Source organism: Tessaracoccus luoxuelianae, from assembly GCF_054483915.1.
Map to the genome: position 1 here is coordinate 984,109 of NZ_CM137013.1, position 22,721 is coordinate 1,006,829.

Annotated in this window: 14 protein-coding genes; all 14 read left to right on the forward strand. The window is 70.1% G+C overall.

Annotated elements, in window-relative coordinates; translation table 11 throughout:
* The first annotated feature begins 4 nt into the window (after positions 1-4).
* Positions 5-970: an ABC transporter permease gene (locus ACX1D1_RS04135; protein WP_459056050.1), complete on the forward strand. Its 966-nt coding sequence runs from the start codon at positions 5-7 to the stop codon at positions 968-970.
* Positions 970-3,048, forward strand: coding sequence for a dipeptide/oligopeptide/nickel ABC transporter permease/ATP-binding protein (locus ACX1D1_RS04140; RefSeq protein WP_459056051.1), 2,079 nt, complete (start codon positions 970-972; stop codon positions 3,046-3,048). The genes ACX1D1_RS04135 and ACX1D1_RS04140 overlap by 1 nt, the downstream gene beginning before the upstream one ends.
* On the forward strand, positions 3,045-3,857 hold the full coding sequence (locus ACX1D1_RS04145; RefSeq protein WP_459056052.1) for an ATP-binding cassette domain-containing protein: 813 nt from the start codon (positions 3,045-3,047) through the stop codon (positions 3,855-3,857). Before ACX1D1_RS04140 ends, ACX1D1_RS04145 begins: the two co-directional genes overlap by 4 nt.
* Before the next feature lie 370 nt (positions 3,858-4,227).
* Positions 4,228-5,145: a dihydrodipicolinate synthase family protein gene (locus ACX1D1_RS04150; RefSeq protein WP_459056053.1), complete on the forward strand. Its 918-nt coding sequence runs from the start codon at positions 4,228-4,230 to the stop codon at positions 5,143-5,145.
* Positions 5,142-6,071 (forward strand): ROK family protein, encoded by a 930-nt coding sequence (locus tag ACX1D1_RS04155; RefSeq protein WP_459056054.1) that lies wholly within the window; start codon positions 5,142-5,144, stop codon positions 6,069-6,071. Before ACX1D1_RS04150 ends, ACX1D1_RS04155 begins: the two co-directional genes overlap by 4 nt.
* A 36-nt stretch (positions 6,072-6,107) precedes the next feature.
* Positions 6,108-6,800: an N-acetylmannosamine-6-phosphate 2-epimerase gene (locus ACX1D1_RS04160; RefSeq protein ID WP_459056055.1), complete on the forward strand. Its 693-nt coding sequence runs from the start codon at positions 6,108-6,110 to the stop codon at positions 6,798-6,800.
* A gap of 224 nt (positions 6,801-7,024) precedes the next feature.
* On the forward strand, positions 7,025-13,099 hold the full coding sequence (locus ACX1D1_RS04165) for an Ig-like domain-containing protein (protein WP_459056056.1): 6,075 nt from the start codon (positions 7,025-7,027) through the stop codon (positions 13,097-13,099).
* A gap of 40 nt (positions 13,100-13,139) precedes the next feature.
* Entirely contained in the window at positions 13,140-14,105 is a 966-nt protein-coding gene (locus ACX1D1_RS04170) for an AAA family ATPase (protein ID WP_459056057.1), read from the forward strand.
* Between the two features lie 3 nt (positions 14,106-14,108).
* Positions 14,109-15,329 carry a DUF58 domain-containing protein gene (locus tag ACX1D1_RS04175; RefSeq protein WP_459056058.1) on the forward strand — a complete coding sequence of 407 codons (1,221 nt, stop codon included), beginning with the start codon at positions 14,109-14,111 and terminating at the stop codon, positions 15,327-15,329.
* Positions 15,326-17,731, forward strand: a complete 2,406-nt coding sequence (locus tag ACX1D1_RS04180) for a transglutaminase-like domain-containing protein (RefSeq protein WP_459056059.1) — start codon at positions 15,326-15,328, stop codon at positions 17,729-17,731. The genes ACX1D1_RS04175 and ACX1D1_RS04180 overlap by 4 nt, the downstream gene beginning before the upstream one ends.
* Complete coding sequence (locus tag ACX1D1_RS04185; RefSeq protein WP_459056060.1) at positions 17,731-18,981, forward strand: FHA domain-containing protein; 1,251 nt, start codon at positions 17,731-17,733, stop codon at positions 18,979-18,981. The genes ACX1D1_RS04180 and ACX1D1_RS04185 overlap by 1 nt, the downstream gene beginning before the upstream one ends.
* Positions 18,978-19,775 carry a PP2C family protein-serine/threonine phosphatase gene (locus ACX1D1_RS04190; RefSeq protein ID WP_459056061.1) on the forward strand — a complete coding sequence of 266 codons (798 nt, stop codon included), beginning with the start codon at positions 18,978-18,980 and terminating at the stop codon, positions 19,773-19,775. The genes ACX1D1_RS04185 and ACX1D1_RS04190 overlap by 4 nt, the downstream gene beginning before the upstream one ends.
* The gene (locus ACX1D1_RS04195) at positions 19,757-21,094 is read left to right on the forward strand and encodes an FHA domain-containing protein (protein WP_459056062.1); all 1,338 of its coding nucleotides are present in this window, start codon (positions 19,757-19,759) and stop codon (positions 21,092-21,094) included. Before ACX1D1_RS04190 ends, ACX1D1_RS04195 begins: the two co-directional genes overlap by 19 nt.
* A gap of 1 nt (position 21,095) precedes the next feature.
* Positions 21,096-22,718 carry a serine/threonine-protein kinase gene (locus ACX1D1_RS04200; RefSeq protein ID WP_459056063.1) on the forward strand — a complete coding sequence of 541 codons (1,623 nt, stop codon included), beginning with the start codon at positions 21,096-21,098 and terminating at the stop codon, positions 22,716-22,718.
* The last annotated feature ends 3 nt before the right edge of the window (positions 22,719-22,721 follow it).

Here is a 22,721-nt window from a genome sequence, read left to right on the forward strand (position 1 = left end):
ACACGTGTCCACCCTCATCCGCCTCCTCGGCCGACGCATCGTCGCGCTGCCGATCATGGTGCTCGGCGTGACCCTGCTGGTGTTCATCGTCATGTCTCTGTCGACCGCCGACCCCGCCCGCCTCGCCCTCGGGGAGAGCGCCTCGCCGGATGCCCTCGACGCCTACCGCGAGGAGCTCGGCCTCAACGACCCTTTGTTCGTGCGCTACGGGCGGTACCTCGTCGGACTGGTCCAGGGAGACCTCGGCGAGTCCTTCACCGGCGTGCCCATCTCGCAGATGGTGGGGGAGAACTTCCCCGTCACGCTGCAGCTGACCTTCATCGGCCTGGCGATCGCAGTGGTGATCGCGCTGGTGCTCGGCGTCGTCGCCGCGCTGTACCGGGACAGGTGGCCGGACCAGGTGATCCGTTTCTTCTCCATCGCCGCGCTGGCAACCCCGTCGTTCTGGTTGGCGCTGCTGCTGATCCAGGCCTTCGGCAACGTGCCCGGCGGCACCGGCACCTTCCCGGCGGTCATCACCGGCTGGGCGTCGTTCTCCGACAGCCCCGCCGCCTACATCAACCAGATCTTCCTCCCCGCGTTCGCGCTGGCGGTGCCCGTGGCCGGTTCGCTCACCCGCGTGGTGCGCACCTCCATGGTGGAGGAGCTGGACCGCGACTATGTGCGAACCGCGATCGGCGCCGGCATCCCCAAGCGGGTCGTCGTCGGCCGCAACGTGCTGCGCAACGCGCTGATCACCCCCCTCACTGTGCTCGGCCTTCGGGTGGGCTATCTCATGGGCGGCGCCGTCGTCATCGAGATGATCTTCAACATCCAGGGCATGGGCCAGCTCATCTTCCAGGGCATCACCCGCAACGACGTCAACATCGTCCAGGGCGTCACCATCACGGTGGCCATCGCGTTCATCGTCATCAACGTGGTGGTCGACATGCTCTACGTCCTTGTCAATCCCAGAATCAGGAGCATCTGATGCTGTCGGCGGAATCCCGCACCAAGCTCCAGCGCCCAGGGCTCACGCTGCCCGGGTGGTCCGCACTGCCCATCGGCTCGAAGATCGCGACGGTGGTGCTGGGACTCATGGCGCTGCTGGCCATCTTCGCCCCCCTGATCGCACCGTTCGCTCCCGGTGCCGCCGGCCTCGTCCCCGCGGACATGGTGGTGCAGCGCGAAATCGAGATCGAGGGCGTGGGCAAGCAGATCGTCCCCGACAGCTCCATCCCGCCCAACTCCATGTTCTGGTTCGGCACCGACGACACCGGCCGCGACACCTTCAGCCGCATCGTCTACGGTGCCCGGGTCTCGCTGATCGTCGGCCTCGCCGCGACCGGACTGGCGCTCGTGGTGGCCGCCATCCTCGGCTCCGTCGCGGCGACGGCGGGCAAGGCCGTCTCCGAGGTGCTGATGCGCGTGCTCGACATCATCATGAGCTTTCCCGGTATCGCGCTGGCGGCCGTCATGGTGACCGCGCTGTCGTCGCGGCTGCCGATCCTGCCGGTGGTGATCTTCTCGATCGCGTTCCTCTATGTGCCGCAGCTCACCCGCGTGGTGCGCGCCAACGTGCTTGCCCAGTTCGGCGAGGACTACGTGTCGGCCTCCCGCGTGATGGGGGCGCGCACCTCGTGGATCCTCGTCAAGCACGTGGCCCGCAACTGCCTGGCCCCCATCATGGTGTTCGCGACGGTGCTCGTGGCCGACGCGATCGTGTTCGAGGCCTCCCTGTCATTCATCGGCACCGGCATCACGTCGGTCAACACGCCCACCTGGGGCAACATGCTGAGCGAGGGCAAGGCCCTCCTGCTCAGCGGGCACTGGTGGGTGACGTTCTTCCCCGGCCTGTTCATCCTCATCACCACGCTGAGTCTCAACGTGCTGGCCGAGGGTCTGACCGACTCGCTGGCCTCCCCGAAGATCCGAACCCGGGTCAACGTTCAGGCCGACGAGGACAAGCTGGCGGGCGCGGCCACTGCAGCGGGCATGGCCGCCGCCTACGTGTCCCAGGCGGACTCACTGGAGGCCCGTCTCGACCTGCTGCGGACGGCGGAGGAGCTCCGCGACGACCGGCTCATCCTCGACGCCCCCGACGTCGAGCCGCTGCTCGAGGTGACCGACCTGTCGATCTCCTTCCCGGGCGCGCACGGCGAGGTGAAGATCGTCGAGGGTGTGACCTTCACGGTGCGCCCCCACGAGACGATGGGCCTGGTGGGGGAATCCGGCTGCGGCAAGTCCATCACATCGATGGCGATCATGGGCCTGCTGCCGGAGAACGCCCGCATCGAGGGCTCCATCAGGTTCGCCGGGCGGGAGCTGCTCACCATGGGTCCGAAGGAGCGCAACGCGCTGCGTGGGCACGAGATGAGCATGGTCTACCAGGATGCGCTGAGCTCGCTCAACCCGTCGATGCTCATCCGCGCCCAGATGAAGCAGCTCACCTCCCGCGGCGGGCAGCGCACCGCCGACGAGCTGCTCGAACTGGTGGGCCTGGATCCGGAGCGCACGCTCAAGTCCTACCCGCACGAGCTGTCCGGCGGGCAGCGGCAGCGCGTCCTCATCGCGATGGCGCTCACCCGCAATCCGCGCCTGGTGATCGCCGACGAGCCCACCACGGCCCTCGACGTCACCGTCCAGGCCCAGGTGGTGGACCTCCTCAACGAGCTGCGCGAGAAGCTGGGGTTCGCGATGGTGTTCGTGTCGCACGACCTGGCGCTCGTCGCGCAGGTGGCGCACCGGATCACGGTGATGTACGCCGGGCAGGTGGTGGAGCAGGCCGCCACCCGCGAACTGCTCACCAACCCCATCCACGAGTACACCCGCGGCCTGCTGGGAGCTGTGCTGTCCATCGAGGCCGGCGGAGGACGCCTGCACCAGGTGCCGGGCGTGGTTCCCTCGCCCCGGGAGTTCGTGGCGGGTGACCGTTTCGCGCCCAGGTCGTCGCACCCGACGGTGGGGCTGGACGAGAGGCCGAGGCTGCGGACGGTGCCGGGGACGGACCACGTGTTCGCCCGCACGGACGCGCTGGCTGAGCTGCTGGAGAAGGAGGTGGCGCGGTGAGGATCGAGCCTGTGGATTGTCCGGTGGACGTGCCCGTGATCGAGCTGCTGGACGTGCACGTGGTGCACAAGGCCCGCACGGGCACGCTGTTCAAGCGCGACCTGGTGCACGCCGTCAACGGGGTGAGTCTGTCGGTGAGCCGAGGCGAAACCGTCGGGCTGGTGGGCGAGTCCGGCTGCGGCAAGTCCACGCTGGCCCGCGTCATGGTGGGGCTGCAGCCGGTGACCGACGGCGAGGTGCGCTACTTCGGCGACCCGCTGAAGCTCGACGGCGCCGGCCGCAAGAAGCTGGGCCGGGCGGTGTCCGTCGTGTTCCAGGACCCGGCCACGGCGCTGAACCCGCGCATGCTGATCCGCGACACCCTTCTGGACCCGTTCAAGGTCCACGCGGTGGGCACGCCCGCCGAGCGCGGGAAGCGGGTGAAGGAGCTGCTGGACCTGGTGGGCCTGCCGCAGTCCGCGCTCGACGTGCTGCCGAGGCAGATCTCCGGCGGGCAGCGGCAGCGGGTCGCCATCGCGCGGGCGCTGGCGCTAGGTCCGGACGTGATCATCGCCGACGAGCCGACGTCGGCGCTGGATGTGTCGGTGCGTGCGCAGGTGCTCAACCTGCTCACCGACCTCAAGGACCAGCTCGGCCTCGGGCTGGTGTTCATCAGTCACGACATCAACACGGTGCGCTACGTGTCGGACCGGATGGCGGTGATGCTGGCGGGGCAGATCGTCGAGACGGGTCCGGCGGACCGGCTGTTCGACGACCCGCAGCACGACTACACCCGCACCCTGCTCAGCGCGGTCCCGTCCCTGCTGTGACGAGCGTCGGTTTCGACGCGGGCGCGCGTCGCTGGCGCTCCTCGCGGCCCGGCTCAACCAGCGGGAGGGGCCGTCCCTGCTCTCCGTTGGCTGAGGTGCCGCGTAGCGGCCTCGAAGCCTAGGAAGGCCCAACGCGACTGCACAACTGAATCGAGGAACCTCGCGTTTCTGAGGCTTCGAGGCTCGTCGCTGGCGCTCCTCGCGCCTCAGCCATCGGGAGGCGGCGCAGCCCGCGTCGAAACAGCTCCGCTGGTTTGAGCCGGGCCTAGCCGCGAAGCGGCGCAGCCCGCGTCGAAACCCACCCCACCACACCCACACAACTGAACCCCGATCCTCTCCCCTCCTTCGAACTACCCAAGGAACCCACACCATGCACACCTTCAGCGGCACCATCCCGCCGGTCGTCACCCCCTTCACCCCCGCGGGTGAACTCGACCTCCCCTCCCTTGACCGCGTCGTCGACCACCTCATCGACGGCGGCATGAACGGGCTGTTCATCCTCGGCTCGTCCGGCCAGGTGGCCTACCTCACCGACGACGAGCGCGACACCGTCACCCGCCGCGTCGTGGAGCGCGCCGCCGGCCGCGTGCCCGTCCTCGTCGGCACCCCCGACTTCACCGCCCGCCGCGTGGCCGAGCAGGCCGCCCGTGCCGAGCGGCTGGGCGCGGACGCCGTCGTCGTCACCGCCCCGCTGTACGCGATCAACGACGTTGCCGAGACCGAGCGGCACTTCCGGATGGTCGCCGCGGCGGTCAGCGTCCCCATCTTCGCCTACAACGTGCCCGTGCGCGTGCACAGCTACCTCGGTGTGGACCTGCTCGTGCGGCTCGGCCGCGACGGCGTCATCGCCGGCGTCAAGGACTCCTCCGGCGACGACGTCGGCTTCCGCCGCCTGGTGGCCGCCAACGAGCGCGCCGGCCGCCCGCTGGCGCTGCTGACCGGGCACGAGGTGATGGTCGACGGCATGTACCTCCTGGGCGCCGACGGCGCGGTCCCCGGGCTGGCCAACGTCGACCCCGCCGCCTACACCCGCCTGTGGACCGCCGCGCAGGCCGGCGACTGGGCCGCCGCCCGGGACGAGCAGAACCGCATCGCGCGGCTGTTCGACATCGCGTTCGTGCCGCAAGGCCGCTCCGGCGACGCGGGCGGGATCGGCGCGTTCAAGGCGGCGCTCGCGCTGCTCGGCGTCATCGACTCCGCCGCGATGCCCGCCCCGCTCGAGGGCCTCTCCGACGACGACACCGCAGCCATCCGCGACATCCTCGTCGAGGTGGGACTCCTGCAGTGAGGGCCGTCGGTGTCGATCTCGGCGGCACGAAGATCGCGGTGGCGGTCGTCGCGCCGGACGGGAGCATGGGCGAGGTGATGACCGCGCCCACGCCCGCGCTCGCCGGGGGCGAGGCGGTGCTGGACGCCGTCGCTGACCTGGTCACCCGGGTGACGCGGGGGATCGACGGCGTGGCCGGGGTCGGCGTCGGGACGGCGGGCGTGGTCGACGCCACCCGCGGGTCCATCATCTCCGCCACCGACACGTTCGCCTCCTGGGTGGGCACCGACATCGCGGCGGGGCTGCGCTCCCGGCTCGGCTGGGACGCAACCAGAGCCGTCGAGGTGCGCAACGACGTCGACGCCCATGCGCTCGGCGAGGCCTGGCTCGGTGCCGGGCGGGGGCGGTCGTCGATGCTCATGGTCGCGGTGGGCACCGGCGTCGGCGGCGCCGTCGTGCTCGACGGCCGGCTGTGGACCGGCGCGCACCACGTGGCCGGGGAGATGGGGCATATCCCCACCCCAGGGGCCGAGGGGCTGCGCTGCCCGTGCGGGGTCGATGGGCACCTGGAGGCGGTCGCCGCGGGGCCGGCGATCGAGCGGGCGTACGCCGCCGTCGCCGGGGAGACGTTGCCGGGGCCGCAGATCATGGCGTTCGCCGCGACCGGCGCGGAGCCGGCCCGGCGCGTGGTGACTGAGGCTGCCGTCGCGCTGGGCCGGGCGATCGCCGGGGTGGCGACGGTGCTGGACCCCGAATGCGTGGTCATCGGCGGGGGAGTGGCCCGCGCCGGCGACGAGTGGTGGGCGCCGCTGCGCGACGCGTGTCGCGGCGAGGTGGTGCCGGTGCTCAAGGGCCTGGCCATTCTGCCCGCCGCGCTGGGCCCCGAGGCAGCGATCCTCGGGGCAGCGCGGACGGTGTTCGACGCCGTCGGCGCACGGATGGACTGAGCCGTGGGGCTGTCCCCGGCAGTGGAGAGGACTGAGATGAACGACGTGACCGAGGCGATCCACGGGCGGCTGGTGGTGTCCTGCCAGGCGTACCCGGGCGAGCCGATGCTGGACCCGCGGACCATGAGCCAGGTGGCGCAGTCGGCGGTGATCGGGGGCGCGGCGGCGATCCGCGCCAAGGGGCTCGACGACCTGCGCGCCATCCGCGCCGCCGTCGACGTGCCGATCATCGGCCTGGTCAAGATCGGTAAGGAGGGCGTGTTCATCACGCCGACGCTGGCCGACTGTGTCGCCGTGGCCGAGACCGGGTGCGAGGTCGTCGCGCTCGACGGCACCCGCCGGCCGCGGCCGGACGGGTTGTCGCTGGCGGAGACGGTCGCGGGTTTGAAGGAACGCTTCCCCGAGGTGCTGGTGATGGCGGACTGCGGGTCGGCGGGGGATGCTGTCGCGGCCGAGGAGGCGGGCGCCGACCTGATCGGCACCACGCTGGTGGGCTACTCGGGTGAGCGGCCGAAGACCGACGGCCCGGACTGGGAGGCGGTCGATGAGATGCTCGCCGTGGCCGACCGCCCGCTGATCGTCGAGGGACGCCTGCACACTCCCGACGACGCGGCCGAGGCGATGCGGCGTGGGGCCTGGTCGGTGGTGGTCGGAACCGCGATCACGCACCCCGCGACGCTGACCCGCTGGTTCGCAGAGGCCGTGAACGCAGCCACCGGGCGGCGCTGAGGAGAACGGCGGAGAGGGCGTTCGGTCGTCCTCACCTTGAGGTCGGAGAGTGCTCAGACACTAACGAAAGTTAGGCGGACATTCGCCGCTCACTAGCACGTACGCTTGCGTACACGGACCGGTTTCAGGGCTGAAACACAAACCCCCTAGTGTTCCTCCCGGCACGGTGAGTTCGCCGAAAAGCGGACGGCCGGTCGATCATTTCATTGGGGAGGCTGGGTCTCATGGCTGTGCCGCTGCGCCGTCGTGCCGAGACCGTCGTCGTAGGCGCTCTGACCGTAGCCCTCGGCCTCCTGGCCTTCGTCCACAAAGGTGTCCCGGCCGCTGAGGTGGACCTCAACGACGGCGGCGTCTGGGTGACCAACCAGAGCAAGCTGCTCATCGGGCACCTCAACTACCCCTCCCAGACGCTCGACGGAGGACTGCGATCCGCCTACGCCGGCTTCGACGTGTCGCAGGCGGCCGGTAACGTTCTCGTGCAGAGTCCCGAGGTTGTTCAGCCCCTCGACACCGCCACGGTTGCGTTCACAGGTGAGACCGCCGTGACCGGTCTCGCGGTGGAACATGGGGCAGATCAGGTGCTGTTCGCCGACCCGTCCGAGGGCACAGTGTGGACCTCCACCACCGCCACGGCCGCCGGATTCAGCCCGTCCGCCGAGCCCACCCTCAAGGATCTGGATCAGCCGAGGGTGGCTGTGGGTGTGGACGGCACCGGCTACGTCCTGACCGCCGACGGTGCGGTGCGCACCATCGAGGGTGCCGGGCAGGAGGCCGCGGTCACCATGCTCGACTGGGGGATCGAAGGCGGCGTCGGAGTTGACGCTCAGCTCACCGCGTTGGGCGACCAACTCGTCGTCCTCGACGGGACCAGGCTCACCGTCGGCGGCACAACCATCGACGACCCCGCGCTGGCCGACGGCGTGCTTCAGCAGCCGTCAGAGGCGGATTCCGTGGTGGTCGTGGCTACCCCGAGCGCGCTCCTGAAGGTGGACGCCGGGAGCGGCGCGGTCACCAGTCAGGACGTCCCCACCGGCATGCCGGCCGCACCCGTCGCCCTCGACGGATGCGCCTACGGGCTGTGGGGCCAGTCCGGGTTCTACGTGCGCGACTGCGGCCTGCCCGAACTGGACCAGGCAGCCCAGTTCCCAGAGTTGGCCGCCGCCCAGGCGCCGGTCTTCCGGACCAACCGCAAAGTGATCGTCATCAATGACGTCGTGACGGGCGCCACCTATCTGCCGCTCGAGTCGATGCTGCGGGTCGACAACTGGGATCTCATCTCGGCGCAGCTGGACGAGCAGGACAACCAGGAGTCCGAGGAGACGGACCAGACGGAGCTGTCGCAGGTGCAGGAGTTCTCTGAGGAACAGCACCCGCCCGAGGCCGTCGACGACGAACTCGGGGCACGGGCCGGCTCCGCCACCACGCTGCCTATCCTGCTCAACGATCTGGACATCGACGGCGACGTCCTGACCGCCGTCATCAAGGACGTGCCCTCGGACGTCGGCGTCACGCTCGCCAAGGATGGCCGCGCGGCCCGCATCGAGGTGCCGGCCGGTCGGAGCGGATCGGTCAGCTTCACCTACCAGGCCTTCGACGGCATCGACCTGTCCAACGTGGCCACGGTCAGCGTGAACATCCGACCCGCCGACGGGAATCAGGCCCCGGAGCGCAAGCGGCCGAGCCTGTTGCAGCTGTCGGAGCGGTCCAACGGGGACTACTCGGTGCTGCCGGACTGGGTTGACCCCGACGGCGACCCGATCTTCCTCGAGAACGCCGTCGGGGAAGATGGCCTCAACGTGACCTGGCGGCCCGACGGCTACGTGTCCGTGACGGATCTGGGCACCGGCGGCCCAGGGCGGCGTGTCGTGAACGTGACCGTCAGCGACGGCACGGCCAGCGCGGCCGGCGAACTGGTGGTCCAGGTCTCGCCCGGAGCCTCCAACGTGCCGCCGGTGGCCAACAACGACCACTACGTAGCCACCGTTGGTGAGGCGATCACGCTGCGGCCCCTGTCGAACGACACGGACGCCGACGCTGACGACCTCAAGCTGGTGGAAGTGGGCCCGACGGCCCCGGAGGTGGAGGCCACACCCGACTACGCGGAGAAGAGCATCCAGTTCACCGCCTCGGAACCCGGCAGCCACACGCTGATCTACACGATCAGCGACGGTCCCCACACTGCGAAGGGTCGGATCCGGGTGGACGTCATCGACCCGGCGAATGCCGACGAGCGCCCCGCCGCTGAGAACGACCTCGCGTTGCTGCCGCCGAACGGGTCCGTGGTGGTGGAGCCGCTGGCCAACGACTACGACCCGGCCGGCGGGGTTCTCGTGATCCAAGGCGTGTCCATGGGGTCATCGGAGGGCCTCACCGTCGAGGTGGTGCGGCACTCGCTGCTCCGGGTCTCGTCACCGGCCGGAATCACAGCTCCCCAGACGTTCGAGTACACCGTCAGCAACGGGCGGGCATCCACCTCGGCCAAGGTCCTGGTGGTGCCGCTCACGGTGAAGTCCACGGTGCAGCCTCCGGTTGCCCTCCCCGAGGAGACAGTGGTGCGGGTGGGCGACATCGTCTCGGTGGACGTGCTCGCCAACGACTATTCACCCTCGGACATGGCCATTAGTTTGCGCCCGGAGCTGGATGTGCGCACGGCCGCGGAGCTGGGCGAGTTCTTCGTCTCGGATGAGCAGGTGCGCTTCCGCGCCGGCCAGGTGGCTGGTTCGGCTGAGGCGATCTACACGATCTCCGACGAGCAGGGCAACGTGGCCTCCTCCACCGTGAGAATCACGGTGCGCGACTTCGACGACCGCAACCAGCAGCCCGTGCCGCGGGCCGTTGAGGCCCGCACTTTCACCGGCTCCACCGTTCGGGTGGCCATTCCCATGGACGGCATCGACCCCGACGGAGACTCTGTGGAGCTCATCGGCGCGTACTCGGCGAAGCAGGGAGCTCCGACAGTCGAAGGCAACTACCTCGTCTACGAGGCGTCCAAGCAGGCCAATGGCACGGACACGTTCAGCTACCGCGTGAAGGACCGCTTCGGTGCCGAGGGAGAGGGGATGGTCCGGATCGGCATCGCTCCGGCCCCCACCAGCAACCAGGCCCCGGTGGCGGTCCCGGACGAGATCGCCTCCAGACCAGGCACCAGGCTGGAGATCCCCGCGACGGTCAACGACGTGGACCCAGACGGCGACACCATCTCGATCGTCGCCGATTCGGTCAAGCCCGTGGACGACCGGTGGGATCCGGTGGCCGAGATCAAGGGTCAGAAGGTGGTGGTGGAGACCCCCGCGGAGAAGGGCGTCTACCAGCTCTACTACTCGATCACCGACGGAGGGGGTGTCCCCGTCGTGGGCGTCGTCACGGTCACCGTCGACGAGAACGTGCCGCCCGTTGCCCCCATCGCGCGAGACGACTACGTACCCGTGAACTCGGTCAACGGGCTCGAGGCCGTCGAGGTGCGCCTGCTGGACAACGACTCGGATCCCGACGGCATGGTCGAGGATGTCGAGGTCACCGTCGAGGCCGGCGAGGTGAAGGGCGGCGTGGCCACCGTGCCGCTGACCGATGACCGGCAGATCGTGCTCTACACCCTGACCGACCGCGATGGTCTGACGGCCAAGGCCGCCATCGTGGTGCCCGGACGCGACCAGATCCCGCCGCAGCTGGACCGTGCAAAGATTCCCGCGACGGTCAAGGGCGGCGAGACCCTCACCATCGACTTCGACAGCTTCGTGCTCACCCGCCCGGACCACTCGGCCAAGCTGACCGGCGTGGACACCGTGGTGGCGGGCCCGGGCGGCAGCACGGAGGACCCGCAGCTCGGGTTGACCGTTGTCGACGACACCACGATCACGTTCACGCCGGACAAGCTGTTCATCGGGGCCACGTCGGTGTCGTTCCAGGTCACCGACGGCGAGACGCTCGACGACCCCCGCGGGCTGACCGCAACGCTCAGCCTGCCGATCACAGTGGAATCGTCCGGGCTCTTTCCTCCGGAGCTCCGCCCGAGCGCGATCGTGGTCGCCAAGGGCGAAGACCCTGTCGAGGTGTCGCTGGGTGCGATGGTGGAGGACCCGGACCCGGGTGACAACGAGAAGATGGCGTTCGCGGTGAAGTCGGTCACCTCGCCAGTGGAGGCGACGGTGGTGGGGCAGACCGTCCTCGTCTCAGTCCCGGCCGAGACCCCCGTCGGGACGTCGGGCAGCATCGTGGTGAGCGTCCACGACGGCACCACCGAGCCACTGGAGATGACCCTGCCGGTGACCGTGGCGCCCTCCACGAGGCCGCTGATGATGGTGACCGACATCACCGAGAACGAGGGACGTGTCGGGGCCACGTCGACCTTCGACCTGTCCGAGGTCATCACCAACCCCTTCGCGGACCGTGGGGGCGACGTCGTCCTCGTCGGGCAGCCGGCCGTGACCGGACCGGCCACCGTGTCCGCGAGCGGGCTCACCGTCAGCGTGACCCCCACGGACTCCGGGGCCGCCTCGGACTCCGCGGAGAACGTGGTGGTCACCTACCGGGTGGCCGACGACACCCGCGACGCCGCACGCGAACGGACCGGCAGGATCACGCTGACCGTCAAGGACACCCCGAAGGCGCCCGTCAACGTGGCGGCCGAGGCCCTGGGGTCGAAGACCGCGCGGGTCACCTGGAGCCATTCGGGTTGGCGGGGCGGAACCCCGAAGGGATTCACCGTCTACTGGAGCGGTGGGAGCAAGTTCTGCGGGCTGCAGACAAGCTGCGACATCGACACGCTGCCCAACAACAACACCTACCAGTTCGCGGTGCGGGCCGAGGTCACGGAGGGTGACATCACCCCCTCGCCGGACTCGGCGCCCAGCAACGAGATCTTCATCGACGTGCTGCCCAACACGCCGGCGGCCCCCACGGCCACCTTCGGCGACCGCCAGATCGACCTGACCTGGCCCGTCACCACCGTCCCCGACGGCGGGTCTCCGGTGACGAAATACACGGTCAGCATCATCCCCGCGGACGCCAGCGGCCGCACCCAGCAGGAGGTTGCGGGCACCTCGTTGACGTGGGCCAACCTCAACAACGGCACCGCCTACCAGTTCAGCGTCACGGCGCACAACAAGCTGACCGAGCTCGACCCCCGGGTGACGGCACCGCAGGGACCCGAGTCGGCGCCCGAGATTCCGGCCGGCGCGCCGGCCAACCAGGGCGCTCCCAGCGTGGTCAAGGACACGGCCGCGGCCGGCGTGACTCCCAGAGCGAACGTGTCGTGGGGCGCTCCGGCGAACCCCAACGGGGACACCAGTTTCACCTTCGAGATGCGCCAGAGTGGAACCACCTCGCTGCTCTACACGGGCAGCGGGACCTCGACCTACATCACCATGGCCGTGGGCACCGAGGACAAGACCTTCGAGGTGCGCAGCACCAACAAGTCGGGGCTCTGGAGCTCCTGGTCGCCCGCGTCCAACGCGGTGCGCGCCTTCCAGCCACCCGGCGCCCCCACGAGCTTCAGCCTCACCCCCACCGGCGACGGCACCCGTGCGCGCTTCGACTTCGGGGCCGCGGCAGGCAACGGTGCGCGCCCCGCGGAGATCAGCTACCGCTGGAGCGCGGGCGGCTCATCCGGCACGGTAAGCACCGGCCAGATCGTCGACAGCGGGGCATTCCCGCTCGGCAACACGGTCACGGTGCAGCTGACGGCCATCAGCACGGTCAACGGCGAGACCGCCCAGGGCGGTTCCGCCTCCGCCACCGTCAACACCTACGCGCCTCCCGCGGCCCCGTCGGTGAGTGCCGGGCGCGCGGGCGACGGCAACGTCGACCTCTCGTGGAGCATGGGCGGCAGCAGCAACGGCCGCCCGGTGACGACCGTCGTGGTGGACACCTCGCAGAACTCGCGCGACGGCAACCAGGGCCTCTCCGGCAGCACCCGCGAGGGCACCGGCCCGGACCAGACCATCTGCATCACCGCCTACTCGGTCAACAGCGAAGGCCAGCGGAGCGGGTCGGTGCAGCAGTGCGCGACGACGCGGGGCAAGGGCACGGCGGCCGTCACGCACGGCGGCGACTCTGGCGACTGCCCGTGGACCGGCACCGAGACCTGCGACTGGATCAACATCACCCTATCCACGTGGTACCCGAACTCTGATGTCACGTGCACTCTGGGAGCCGCGGGCTCCGGGGGAAGCGGGAGCTACACCCAGACATTCCGCGTCGACGGCAACGGCAACTGGGGGCCGGGGCGGTTCCTCAACCTTGAGATAGCGAAGAACTTCGAGACGGCTCCTCAAGACGCAACGGGCGACTGCCACTACTAGCGACCACCACACAGGCAGAAAGCGAACAACACGTATGACCATGACCCCCGAACACGCCGCCTTCTTCGCGGACATGTTCCAGCGGCTCACCGACAACGTCGGCCAGGCCCTGCTGGGCAAGGCCCCGGTGATCCGGCTGGCGCTGACCTGCATGCTCGCCGAGGGCCACCTCCTGCTGGAGGACACCCCCGGCACCGGCAAGACCGCGCTCGCCCGCGCTATCGCGGCCTCCGTCCACGGCAGCCACAACCGGATCCAGTTCACCCCGGACCTGCTGCCCTCGGATATCACCGGCATCACGATGTTCGACCAGTCGACGGGCCGGTGGACGTTCCACCGCGGGCCGATCTTCAGCTCGATCGTGCTCGCCGACGAGATCAACCGCGCCTCGCCGAAGACGCAGTCGGCGCTGCTCGAGGTCATGGAGGAGTCGCACGTCACCGTCGACGGCCAGCGCTACGCCACGGAGCGGCCGTTCATGGTCATCGCGACGCAGAACCCCGTCGAGCAGGCCGGCACCTACAAGCTGCCCGAGGCGCAACTGGACCGGTTCCTCATGAAGACCTCCGTGGGCTACCCCGCGCGGGAGGCCGCGCTCGAGGTGCTGGCCGGCTCAGCCCAGCCGGATCGGTCCAAGAACCTCACTCCGGTCATCGCGCAGCAGGCGGTGGCCGAGATGATCGATTCCGTGCGCGACAACTACGTCGACGTGGCGGTGCTGGATTACGTGCATCGCCTGGTGGAGGCCACCCGCGACGATGCCGACACGTCCATGGGGGTCTCCACGCGAGGCGCCATCGCCATGGTGCGCGCCGCCCGGGTGTGGGCCGCCGCGCACGGCCGCAACTACGTCCTGCCCGACGATGTGAAGGTGCTCGCTGCCGCGGTCTGGACGCACCGGCTCATCATGTCGCCGGAGGCCGAGTTCGCGGGCACCAAGGACACCGACGTGATCGCGCGGGCGCTCGCCGCCGTCGAATCGCCCGTGGCCCGGATGGCCAGCTGACCAGTGTCCCGATTCACCCGGCTTCTTCCTCCCGGCCTCCCCGGCCGGCTCCGAGCCCTCGCCTGGGGCGAGGCGCGGCATCCCGTCGTGGCCAGCATCACCCCCATCGGGTGGGCGCTGATCCTGGGCGGCGCGGTCGCGGGCTGGCTCGGTTGGCGCGAGGGGTGGTTGGAGTTCCGGGCGTTGTCGACAATGGCCGCCGTGGTACTGCTCGTCGCTCTCGTCACCATCCTGGGGCGCCGTGAGCACGAGGTGCTGCTGGAGTTGCACCGGCCGCGCGTCCAGGCGGGCGGCGAGGCCCTGGGTCGGGTGCTGGTCACGACGGCGGGCGGCAAGTCTTCGGGCCCGGCCACGCTGGAGTTCCCCGTCGGTAAGGCGGTGGCCTCGTTCCGGGTGGGAGCGCTGGCGGTCGGTGACGAGCACGAGGAGATGTTCACCGTCCCCACCCGCCGTCGCGGGATCATCACGCTGGGCCCGGTGCGCTCGGTCCAGGTGGACCCCATCGGGGCCGTCAGCCGCCAGAAGGTGCTGGCCCCGGCCACCGAGCTGTACATCCATCCGAGGATCACCCACGTCGACGCCGCGGCGGTGGGGGTGCTGAGGGACGTCGAGGGGGTCACCACCTCCAATCTGTCCTCCTCCGATGTCTCGTTCCACGCGCTGCGGGAGTACGTCCCTGGCGACGACCGGCGTTCCATCCACTGGCGCACGACCGCCCGGACGGGCAAGCTCATGGTCCGCCAGTTCGAGGAGACGATGCGTGCCCACCTGCTGGTCATGCTGTCCACGGTCGCGGCCGACTACGAGACCGAGGACGACTTCGAGCTGGCCGTGTCCGTGGCCGGGTCGCTCGCCGCGTCGGCGCTGCGCGACGACCGTCAGGTCAGCGTGTACACCTCGGTGGGGGAGGTCCGTTTTCCCAACCTGCTGGGCATGCTCGACAGGCTCTCCGGCGTGACGCTCGGCAACACGGGCCTCACGATGCGGGAACTCACAGCCAGGTACGGGTCGATCCCCGGACTGTCGGTGGCGGCGTTCGTCACCGGAACGACGAGCCCCGCGGATCTCCGTGCAGCCCAGCTGGCGCTGTCGCCCAGCATCTATCCGTTCGCGGTCAGGTGCTCCGGCTCTGGGGAGCTGGCCCGACGCAGGGTCGGCGACCTGGTGATCCTCGACATCGCAGAGTTGGCTGACCTGCGCCCAGCAGTCAGGAGCCTGGTGTGACGCACCCGCCCGCGTTCTCGCTCTACCGCGCACTGGGCGCCTGGGCGCTGCTGCTCCCGGGGGTTGTCGCCTTCCAGCCCGCCTTCGGCGGTCTTCGCGGGTATGCGGCCGCCTTCGTCGGCATCACGGCGGGCGCCGCGATCGCACTCGTCGCGGCCCGCTTCCGCTGGTCCGCCGCGCTGTGGTTCGCGGCCCTGCTCGGGTCCTATCTCCTCATCGGCGGACCCCTGGTGCTCCCGGAGACGATGATCGCTGGGGTCATCCCCTCGCTGGAGACCCTCCGCCGGCTGGTGCTGCTGATCTTCCAAGGCTGGATGGATCTGCTCACCGTCGCCACTCCGGCCGGTGACCTGTCCGGCCCGGCGGCCGTGCCGCTGCTCGCCGGCCTGCTGTTCGGCGCGGCAGCCGTGGGCGTCGTCCGGCTGACCCGCGCGGTGGTGTGGCCGCTGCTGCTGCCGTTGGGCTGGCTGGCGATGAGCATCGCGTTCGGAGTGCGGAGCGCACCCACGGCCGCCTGGCTGGGCGCCGCACTGGGGGCCGGTCTGCTCGTGTGGCTGACCGCCCACAGGTTGAGTCGCAGCCGTGCGGTCAACTCCGAGATCCTCGTGCGTCGCGACCACGGGATGTCCCGCGCGACTGCGAAGGTGCTCTCCGCGGGCGTCGTCATCGCGTTGGCCGCTGTTACCGCGGTGGGGGTCAACCTGCTCACCGGGGACCGGGTCAATCGCCAGGTCCTGCGCGACGAGGTCGCCCCTCCGCTGAACCTGCACGAGTACGCCAGCCCGCTCACCCGGTACCGGCTGTACGAGGGGACCCTCAAGGACGAGGTGCTGTTCCGCGTCTCGGGCATGCCGGAGGGTAGCCGGCTGCGCCTCGCCCTCCTCGACACCTGGGACGGCACTGTTTTCAACGTCTCGCAGGCCAGCAGCCAGTACCTGCGGTCCGGGCGCGAGCTGCCGTGGACTCCCGATGCGGACCCGACAAGGGCAGAGGTCACCGCCGTGGGTTACGACGACGTGTGGGTGCCGTCGTTCGGCGACTCCAGCAGCATCGAGTTCTCCGGCGACCGGGCTACGGCCCAGGCCCGCGGCCTCTACTACAACCGGACCACCCATCAGGCGCTGACCACCGGACGCCTGGCCGAGGGGACGGCGCTCATCGTCGACGCGGTGCCGGTGGTTCTCCAGGACGAGGCTGAGCGGGAGGCGCTGGCCGAAGCAGGCATCGGGCGGTCCGCGCTCGCCGAGGTGTCGCGGGTGCCGGACGTCCTGGTGAAGGCGGCCACGGACTGGACTTCTGAGGCGACCAGCGCCTACGGGCAGCTTGAAATCATCGCGGAGAGGCTGCGGGCCGAGGGCTTCTACTCCGACGGATCGGATGGGAAATCGCGCTCAGGGCACACCGCCGAACGCCTCGCGACGATGTTCAACCAGCCTCAGTGGATCGGCGACGACGAGCAGTACGCCACCGCGATGGCCCTGATGGCGACGCAGCTCGGCATCCCGGTCCGGGTGGTGATGGGGTTCCATCCACTGGAGGGCGACGTGCCCACTGACGAGTGGGACGTGACAGGTACGCAGGCGCATGTATGGGTGGAGGCCGACCTCGACGGCGCCGGATGGGTGGCCTTCGACCCCACACCGGACCGCGACAAGGTGCCGCAGACGGACGTCCCGCGCCCCAAACCCAAGCCCAAGCCGCAGGTGGATCCGCCGCCGAACCCGCCCGAGAAGCTCCCCGACGAGCCGATCGTGGCTGACGAGAGCGCCGTCAACGTGGATGAGGAGGACGACGGCGAGTCGAACCTCGGGCTGATGCTCATGATCATCGGCGCGGCGGCCGGCGGCCTGCTGCTGGCGGCCAGCCCATTCCTCCTCATCGGCGCACTCAAGGCCAGCCGTGCGAAGAAGCGCCGCACCAGCGGCGAGGTTGCCGACCAGATCGCCGGGGCCTGGGAGGAGATCGTCGACAGGGCCCGCGACCTTGGCCACTCGGCCCCGAGCACCTGGACCCGGCGAGAGGCCGCCGCCACCCTGCAGCAGAGCTACCCCGGCCTCCCGGTTGAGCCGGTTGCCCACCGGATCGACGCGTCGATCTTCGGAGCCGGGTCGCCCGCCCGGCAGGAGAGTGACCATGTCTGGGGGGAGGTCGACGTCCTCCGGGGCGCGCTTCTGGCCACCCGGCCGTGGTACGCGCGCCCAGCCGCGCTGTTCTCCACCCGATCACTGCGACGACGAGCCCCGCAGTCTCGCCTGAAGCGCGCCCCGCGGGCGCCACGTGAGTGGGGCGCGTGGGCACTGCGCCCCCGCCGCACCGCACCACCGAAGAACGAGCCGGCGTCAGCCAGCCCCACAGCTCGACGCGCCCGAAGCGGCGTCGTCCCCGAAGAGAAGGAATCCTGATGCGCACGCAGTACGGGAACGTGACCGCCGCTCCGGTCGACGTGGGGCGGCGGGTGGTGGCTCGTCTCATCGTCGGAGCATTCGGACTCGCGGCCAACTTCATCCCAGCGATCGCCCAAGGCGTGGGCGGGGCGAACTCGTCGATCACCATCGTGAGCGTCGTCGCGGTGATCGCTCTGGTGGCCTGGCAGCTGGTCCTGTTCGTCACGGCCTCCACCAACCTGGGCGGCTTCTTCCTCAAGTTCCGCTACATCCGAACCGATACCGGCGCGGACGCGAAGGCGATGGTGATGCTGAAGTACCTGGTCCAGGGCGTCTTCGAGATCACCACCCTGGGTCTGGGACTGATCTCCTACCTGGTCAGCTATCGCGACGGGCAGCACTGGCTGGACCGCGCCTTCAAGCTGGCCGCGGTGCACAACGCCTCAGTGGAGGTCCTCTCGGTCTCTGGGGCGGGGATGGTCGTCGCCCCACCGTCGCAGCCGCGCGTCCTGCCGGTGCAGATGCCGCAGCCGCCCGCACCGAGGACCTCGAACTTCACCGGCCAGATGCCCGAGCCGTCCTGGCCGGCCACCCAGCAGCCGCTGCAGCACGCAGCGTCCACTCCGGGTCAGTCGTTCGGTGGGGCCGGGCACGCCCAGCCCCCGTCGCCAGAACCGATGCCTGGGATGGTGCCCGCGGCCCCCGATCAGCCCGAACCGGTACCCGCATCGCCGTTCGCCCCTGCGAACCCGTGGGCGATGCCGGTCCAGGGCGAGGAGCCCGCCAGAGCACCTCAGCCCGCGCACCTCCCTGACCAGGTGCCTGTCTACTTCGCGCCGCATCCGGTCCAACATTCCTCGGAGCCCGACTTCGCCGTTGCCGAGCCCCAGCGGCCCGCCGCCCCGTCGCTCCTCAACGACGAGACCGTCGTGGATTCTGACCCGGCCGTCGCTGAAGTGGTCCTCGACGATGGTCAGCGGATCCCCGTGGACGCGCCCGTGGTCCTGGGACGCAACCCCTCTCCTCCGCCGGCCTACCCTTTCGCGCGGTGCGTCCCGGTGGTTGACGAGTCCATGCGGCTGTCCAAGACCCATCTCGTTCTGGTCCCCGCCGATGGTGGCGTCGGTGTGTACGACGCGGGTGCCACCAACGGCGTGCACGTGGAAGTGGACGGCTCACGGACACGCCTGCCGGCCGCGGAGATTCATCCCATACCCCAGGGCGCTGTCATCCACTTCGGTGGGCGATCACTCCAGGTGTCGCAGTGACCCAGCCCGAGATGGCGGTGCGGTTCGGTGCCGTCACCCACCAGGGCCTCGTGCGATCGAGCAACGAGGACTCCTACCTCACCGTGCCGCCGGTATTCATGGTTGCTGACGGCATGGGCGGTCACAGCCAGGGCGAGGCCGCGTCGCGCGCTGTGGCTGACAGCTTCCTCGAACTGTCTGCACAGGAATGGCTCTCGTCGAATGATCTGGTGGACGCGGTGGACCGTGCCGCCACCGTCGTGATGGGCCTGCCCTCCACCGGGCGCGCCCCGGGCTCCACGCTGTCCGGGGTGGGGATGTCGCTGCAGGGCGGGATGCCGTGCTGGTTGGTGTTCAACATCGGAGATTCGCGCACGCACCTCCTCCGCGACGGGGAGCTGACCCAGATCAGCGTCGATCACTCCGCCGCCGCCCGAGCCGCCGCCGCGGGGGCGGCTCCTGTGGCCCGAAACGTCATCACTCGGGCGCTCGGGGCCGGGCTCAGCAAGCCGATCGCGGATCAGTGGCTCATCCCGGCCGCGGACGGGGACCGGATCCTCGTGTGCTCCGACGGGCTCAGCAACGACGTGTCCGCGGAGCTCATCGCGGCCACCCTGCTCACCGTCGCAGACCCGCGCGAGGCCGCCGATTCCCTTGTTCAGGCTGCGCTGAACGCCGGTGGCCACGACAACGTGACCGCTGTGGTCGTGGACTGTGACCGCGTGGTGTCGACGGCCACCGCAGGGTCGGGCCTCGATGATTCGACCGTCTCTCCAGACGACGACACTGTCCCTGAATGGGCGGACGAGTCATGACGGCGGAGCGGGCGATCCCGCGATGGGAGGCCGGAGGCATGCTGGCCATCGCATGGCCCGGCGGAGTCGCGCTCGTCGATGCCTCCGTCGGGGTGAGCAGCGCGGAGCGAATCTGGAGCCGGTTGCACCGGGACTCGAAACTGGGCACGTTCCTCAAGACCCTGGCAGAAACCTCCGAGGCCGGTTTCCTGGACCTGCCCCCCTTCGCGGTCGCCGTGGCCGACGGCGGCCGTTGGCACATCGCTGTGCGGGGCCCGGTGTCTCTTGAGGTCCAGTTGGACGATCGTGTGGAGTCGCTGACCGGGGAGGGCATCACCACCTGGGCCGAGCGGGTGCTCGCATCGCCGCAGGGGGTGCGCCTGGGCGCCGAGCCGGGTGCCGGACCCTCGGGGCCGATCACTGACGGCGTTGTGCCGGCGGGAGGCATCCACTTCGGTGAGTTCGCCTCAGGGCCCCATCCGGAGGGACGGCTGCGCGCTGAGCCGGTGTCGGTGGAGGCCCCGCGAAGCGAGGATGCGGTCGGCGAGCAGGCCGCCCCACCCGTTTCCCGGGACCGCGACCCGGAGGTGTCCATGGCCGGCCCGCAGCCCGAGGCGTCGGAGCCGGCTCCTGCACCGTCCGAGTTGACCGCCGCCCAGGAGACGCTGGCCGAGGACGACCTCGTAGTGCCGGTGGTCGCGACTCAGGAAGAGAACAAGTACGCATCGCTCTGGGACCACTCGATCGCCCTCGACGTCGAGGCCGCAGCCATCAGGCCGGAGGCCGAGGAGGCATCCGCCGTCGCCGTAGCTCCCGTCGATCTGCTCGGCGGCGACACCGTCGTCGACGAAGGGGTGGTCGAGGTGCAGATGGTCGCCCCGGCCTCCGCGGGGCCCCAGGTACTGGCCAGGTTCTGCGACCGTGGACACGCGAACCCGCCCGAGCGGGCCACGTGCTTTGTGTGCGGATCAGAGGTAGCCGGGGAGGCGCGCCGCGCCCTTCGGCCGCAGCTGGGTTGGCTCCGGATCGAAGGTGGGGAGACCATCCCGCTCCGGGGCCCCATCATCGCGGGCCGCAACCCCCAGTCCAACGTCCTCAAACTCGACGAGACCCCACGGCTGGTGGCCCTGCCGCATCCGCATGTGTCCGGCACCCATCTCGCCATCCTCATCGAGGGGTGGCGGATCTTGGCGCGGGACCTGCGCAGCAGTAACGGCACCTACCTGAGACGACACGGAAAGCCGCCGGTCAGGCTTCCGGAGACCCCGGTGCCACTGGTGCCCGGGGACCTGATCGACCTGGGCAAGGGGCTCTACATCCATCTCGACAGGACCCCCTGACATGGCGGCGCGCACCACACCTCCGGACCTGCCGGGCTTCACCTACCTGGGGGAGTTGGGCAGCGGCGGCTTCGCTGACGTGTTCCGGTACCTGGATCAGTTCGATCGCCGGGTAGCCGTCAAGGTGCAGCACCGAGGAATCGACGGTGGCGTGTCCGCGGACTTCCAGGCCGAGGCCAACCTCATGGCGAAGCTGTCGAGCCACCCCAGCATCGTCACTGTCTATCAGGGTGGCGTCGCTGCGGACGGCCGACCGTTCCTGGTGATGGAGGAGTGCGCCACGGCCCACCTGGGGGCGCGCATCGGGCGGCGGCCCCTGACCGCGTCGAAGGCCATGGAAATCACCGTGCAGGTGGCCGGGGCGGTGGAGACGGCACACCGGATGGGCATTCTGCACCGCGACATCAAACCGGCCAACATCCTGTTCACGGGTGCGCAGCGCCCGGCCTTGACGGACTTCGGTATCTCGGCCTCGGCGCAGCATGTCACCGCGAACAGCGCGCTCAGCCCGCACTGGGCTCCGTGGGAGCAGTATCCCGACTCGGGCCTCGCGATGGGGCCATGGAGCGACGTGTTTTCCCTGGCCGCGACGACGTGGGCGATGCTGGTCGGCAGGAGCCCCCTCGTTGTGGCGCACGGCGACAACGACCGCCTGAGCATCCGGCACCGGGTACGGACCCTCAACGTGCCGCGCACCGGACGCCATGACGTGCCCGAGCTGCTGGAACGGGTGCTCGCGACGGCTCTGGCTGCCGATCCGCAACAGCGCTACCAGTCGGCGCTGGAGTTCGCGCGTGCCATCCAGGGCGTCCAAGGGCAGCTCAACGAGTCCGTGACTCCCATCGACGTGTTGTCTGACAGCGACGACTACGCCGACGACGAGCCCGAGCTCGCCGAGACGGGGACCCGCGTCAGCGGGTTCATGCTGATCGATCCTGACCAGGTCGAGGACTGGAGCGGCACCAGCAGGATCACCGGGCCGTCAGGCGGGGTCACCTCCCCCCAGGACGACTCCTGGCGCCAGTACGACGCGGCCCCGCAGGGGCCGATCGGCGCCCCCGTGGCCCAGCACGGCCGCGGGTTCGGCCAGCCGGGTCTCCGGGACTTCACCGGCCCGGCAATCCCCGAGCCGGCCGATCAGACCGTTCTCGACCGGCCGTCGCAGCAGCCGCCCCCCGCTGAGAGGCGCACCTCGCGCCGCTGGGGTCCGCTGGCAGCCGTGCTCGCCGCGGTGGCGGTTGTCCTGGCGGGTGGCCTCGCTCTGGGCGGGCTGTGGTTGAGCGGGGCGCTCGGCGAAGCCACCGCAGGCACCCAGGCCACGGTCTCCCCGGAAGCCTCACCCGCAGCACAGGATCCGCTGGCACTCAGAGTCCCGTCTGTCGAGGATGCCGCCGGGCAGGTCGCCGACGGTCAGGTGACCTTCACCTGGACCAATCCGGATCCGATGGCCGGCGACAAGTATCTCGTCGAGGAGTTGAGCCTCACCGACGCGGCGCCCCTGCAGGTGGTCGACGCCCCTTCGGTCACCGTCCCCGCACAGTCGGGCCGGACGTGCGTGGACGTGACCCTGCGCCGCGCCAGTGGGACGACCTCCGCCGCCGTGAAGATCTGCGACAAATCGTGACCG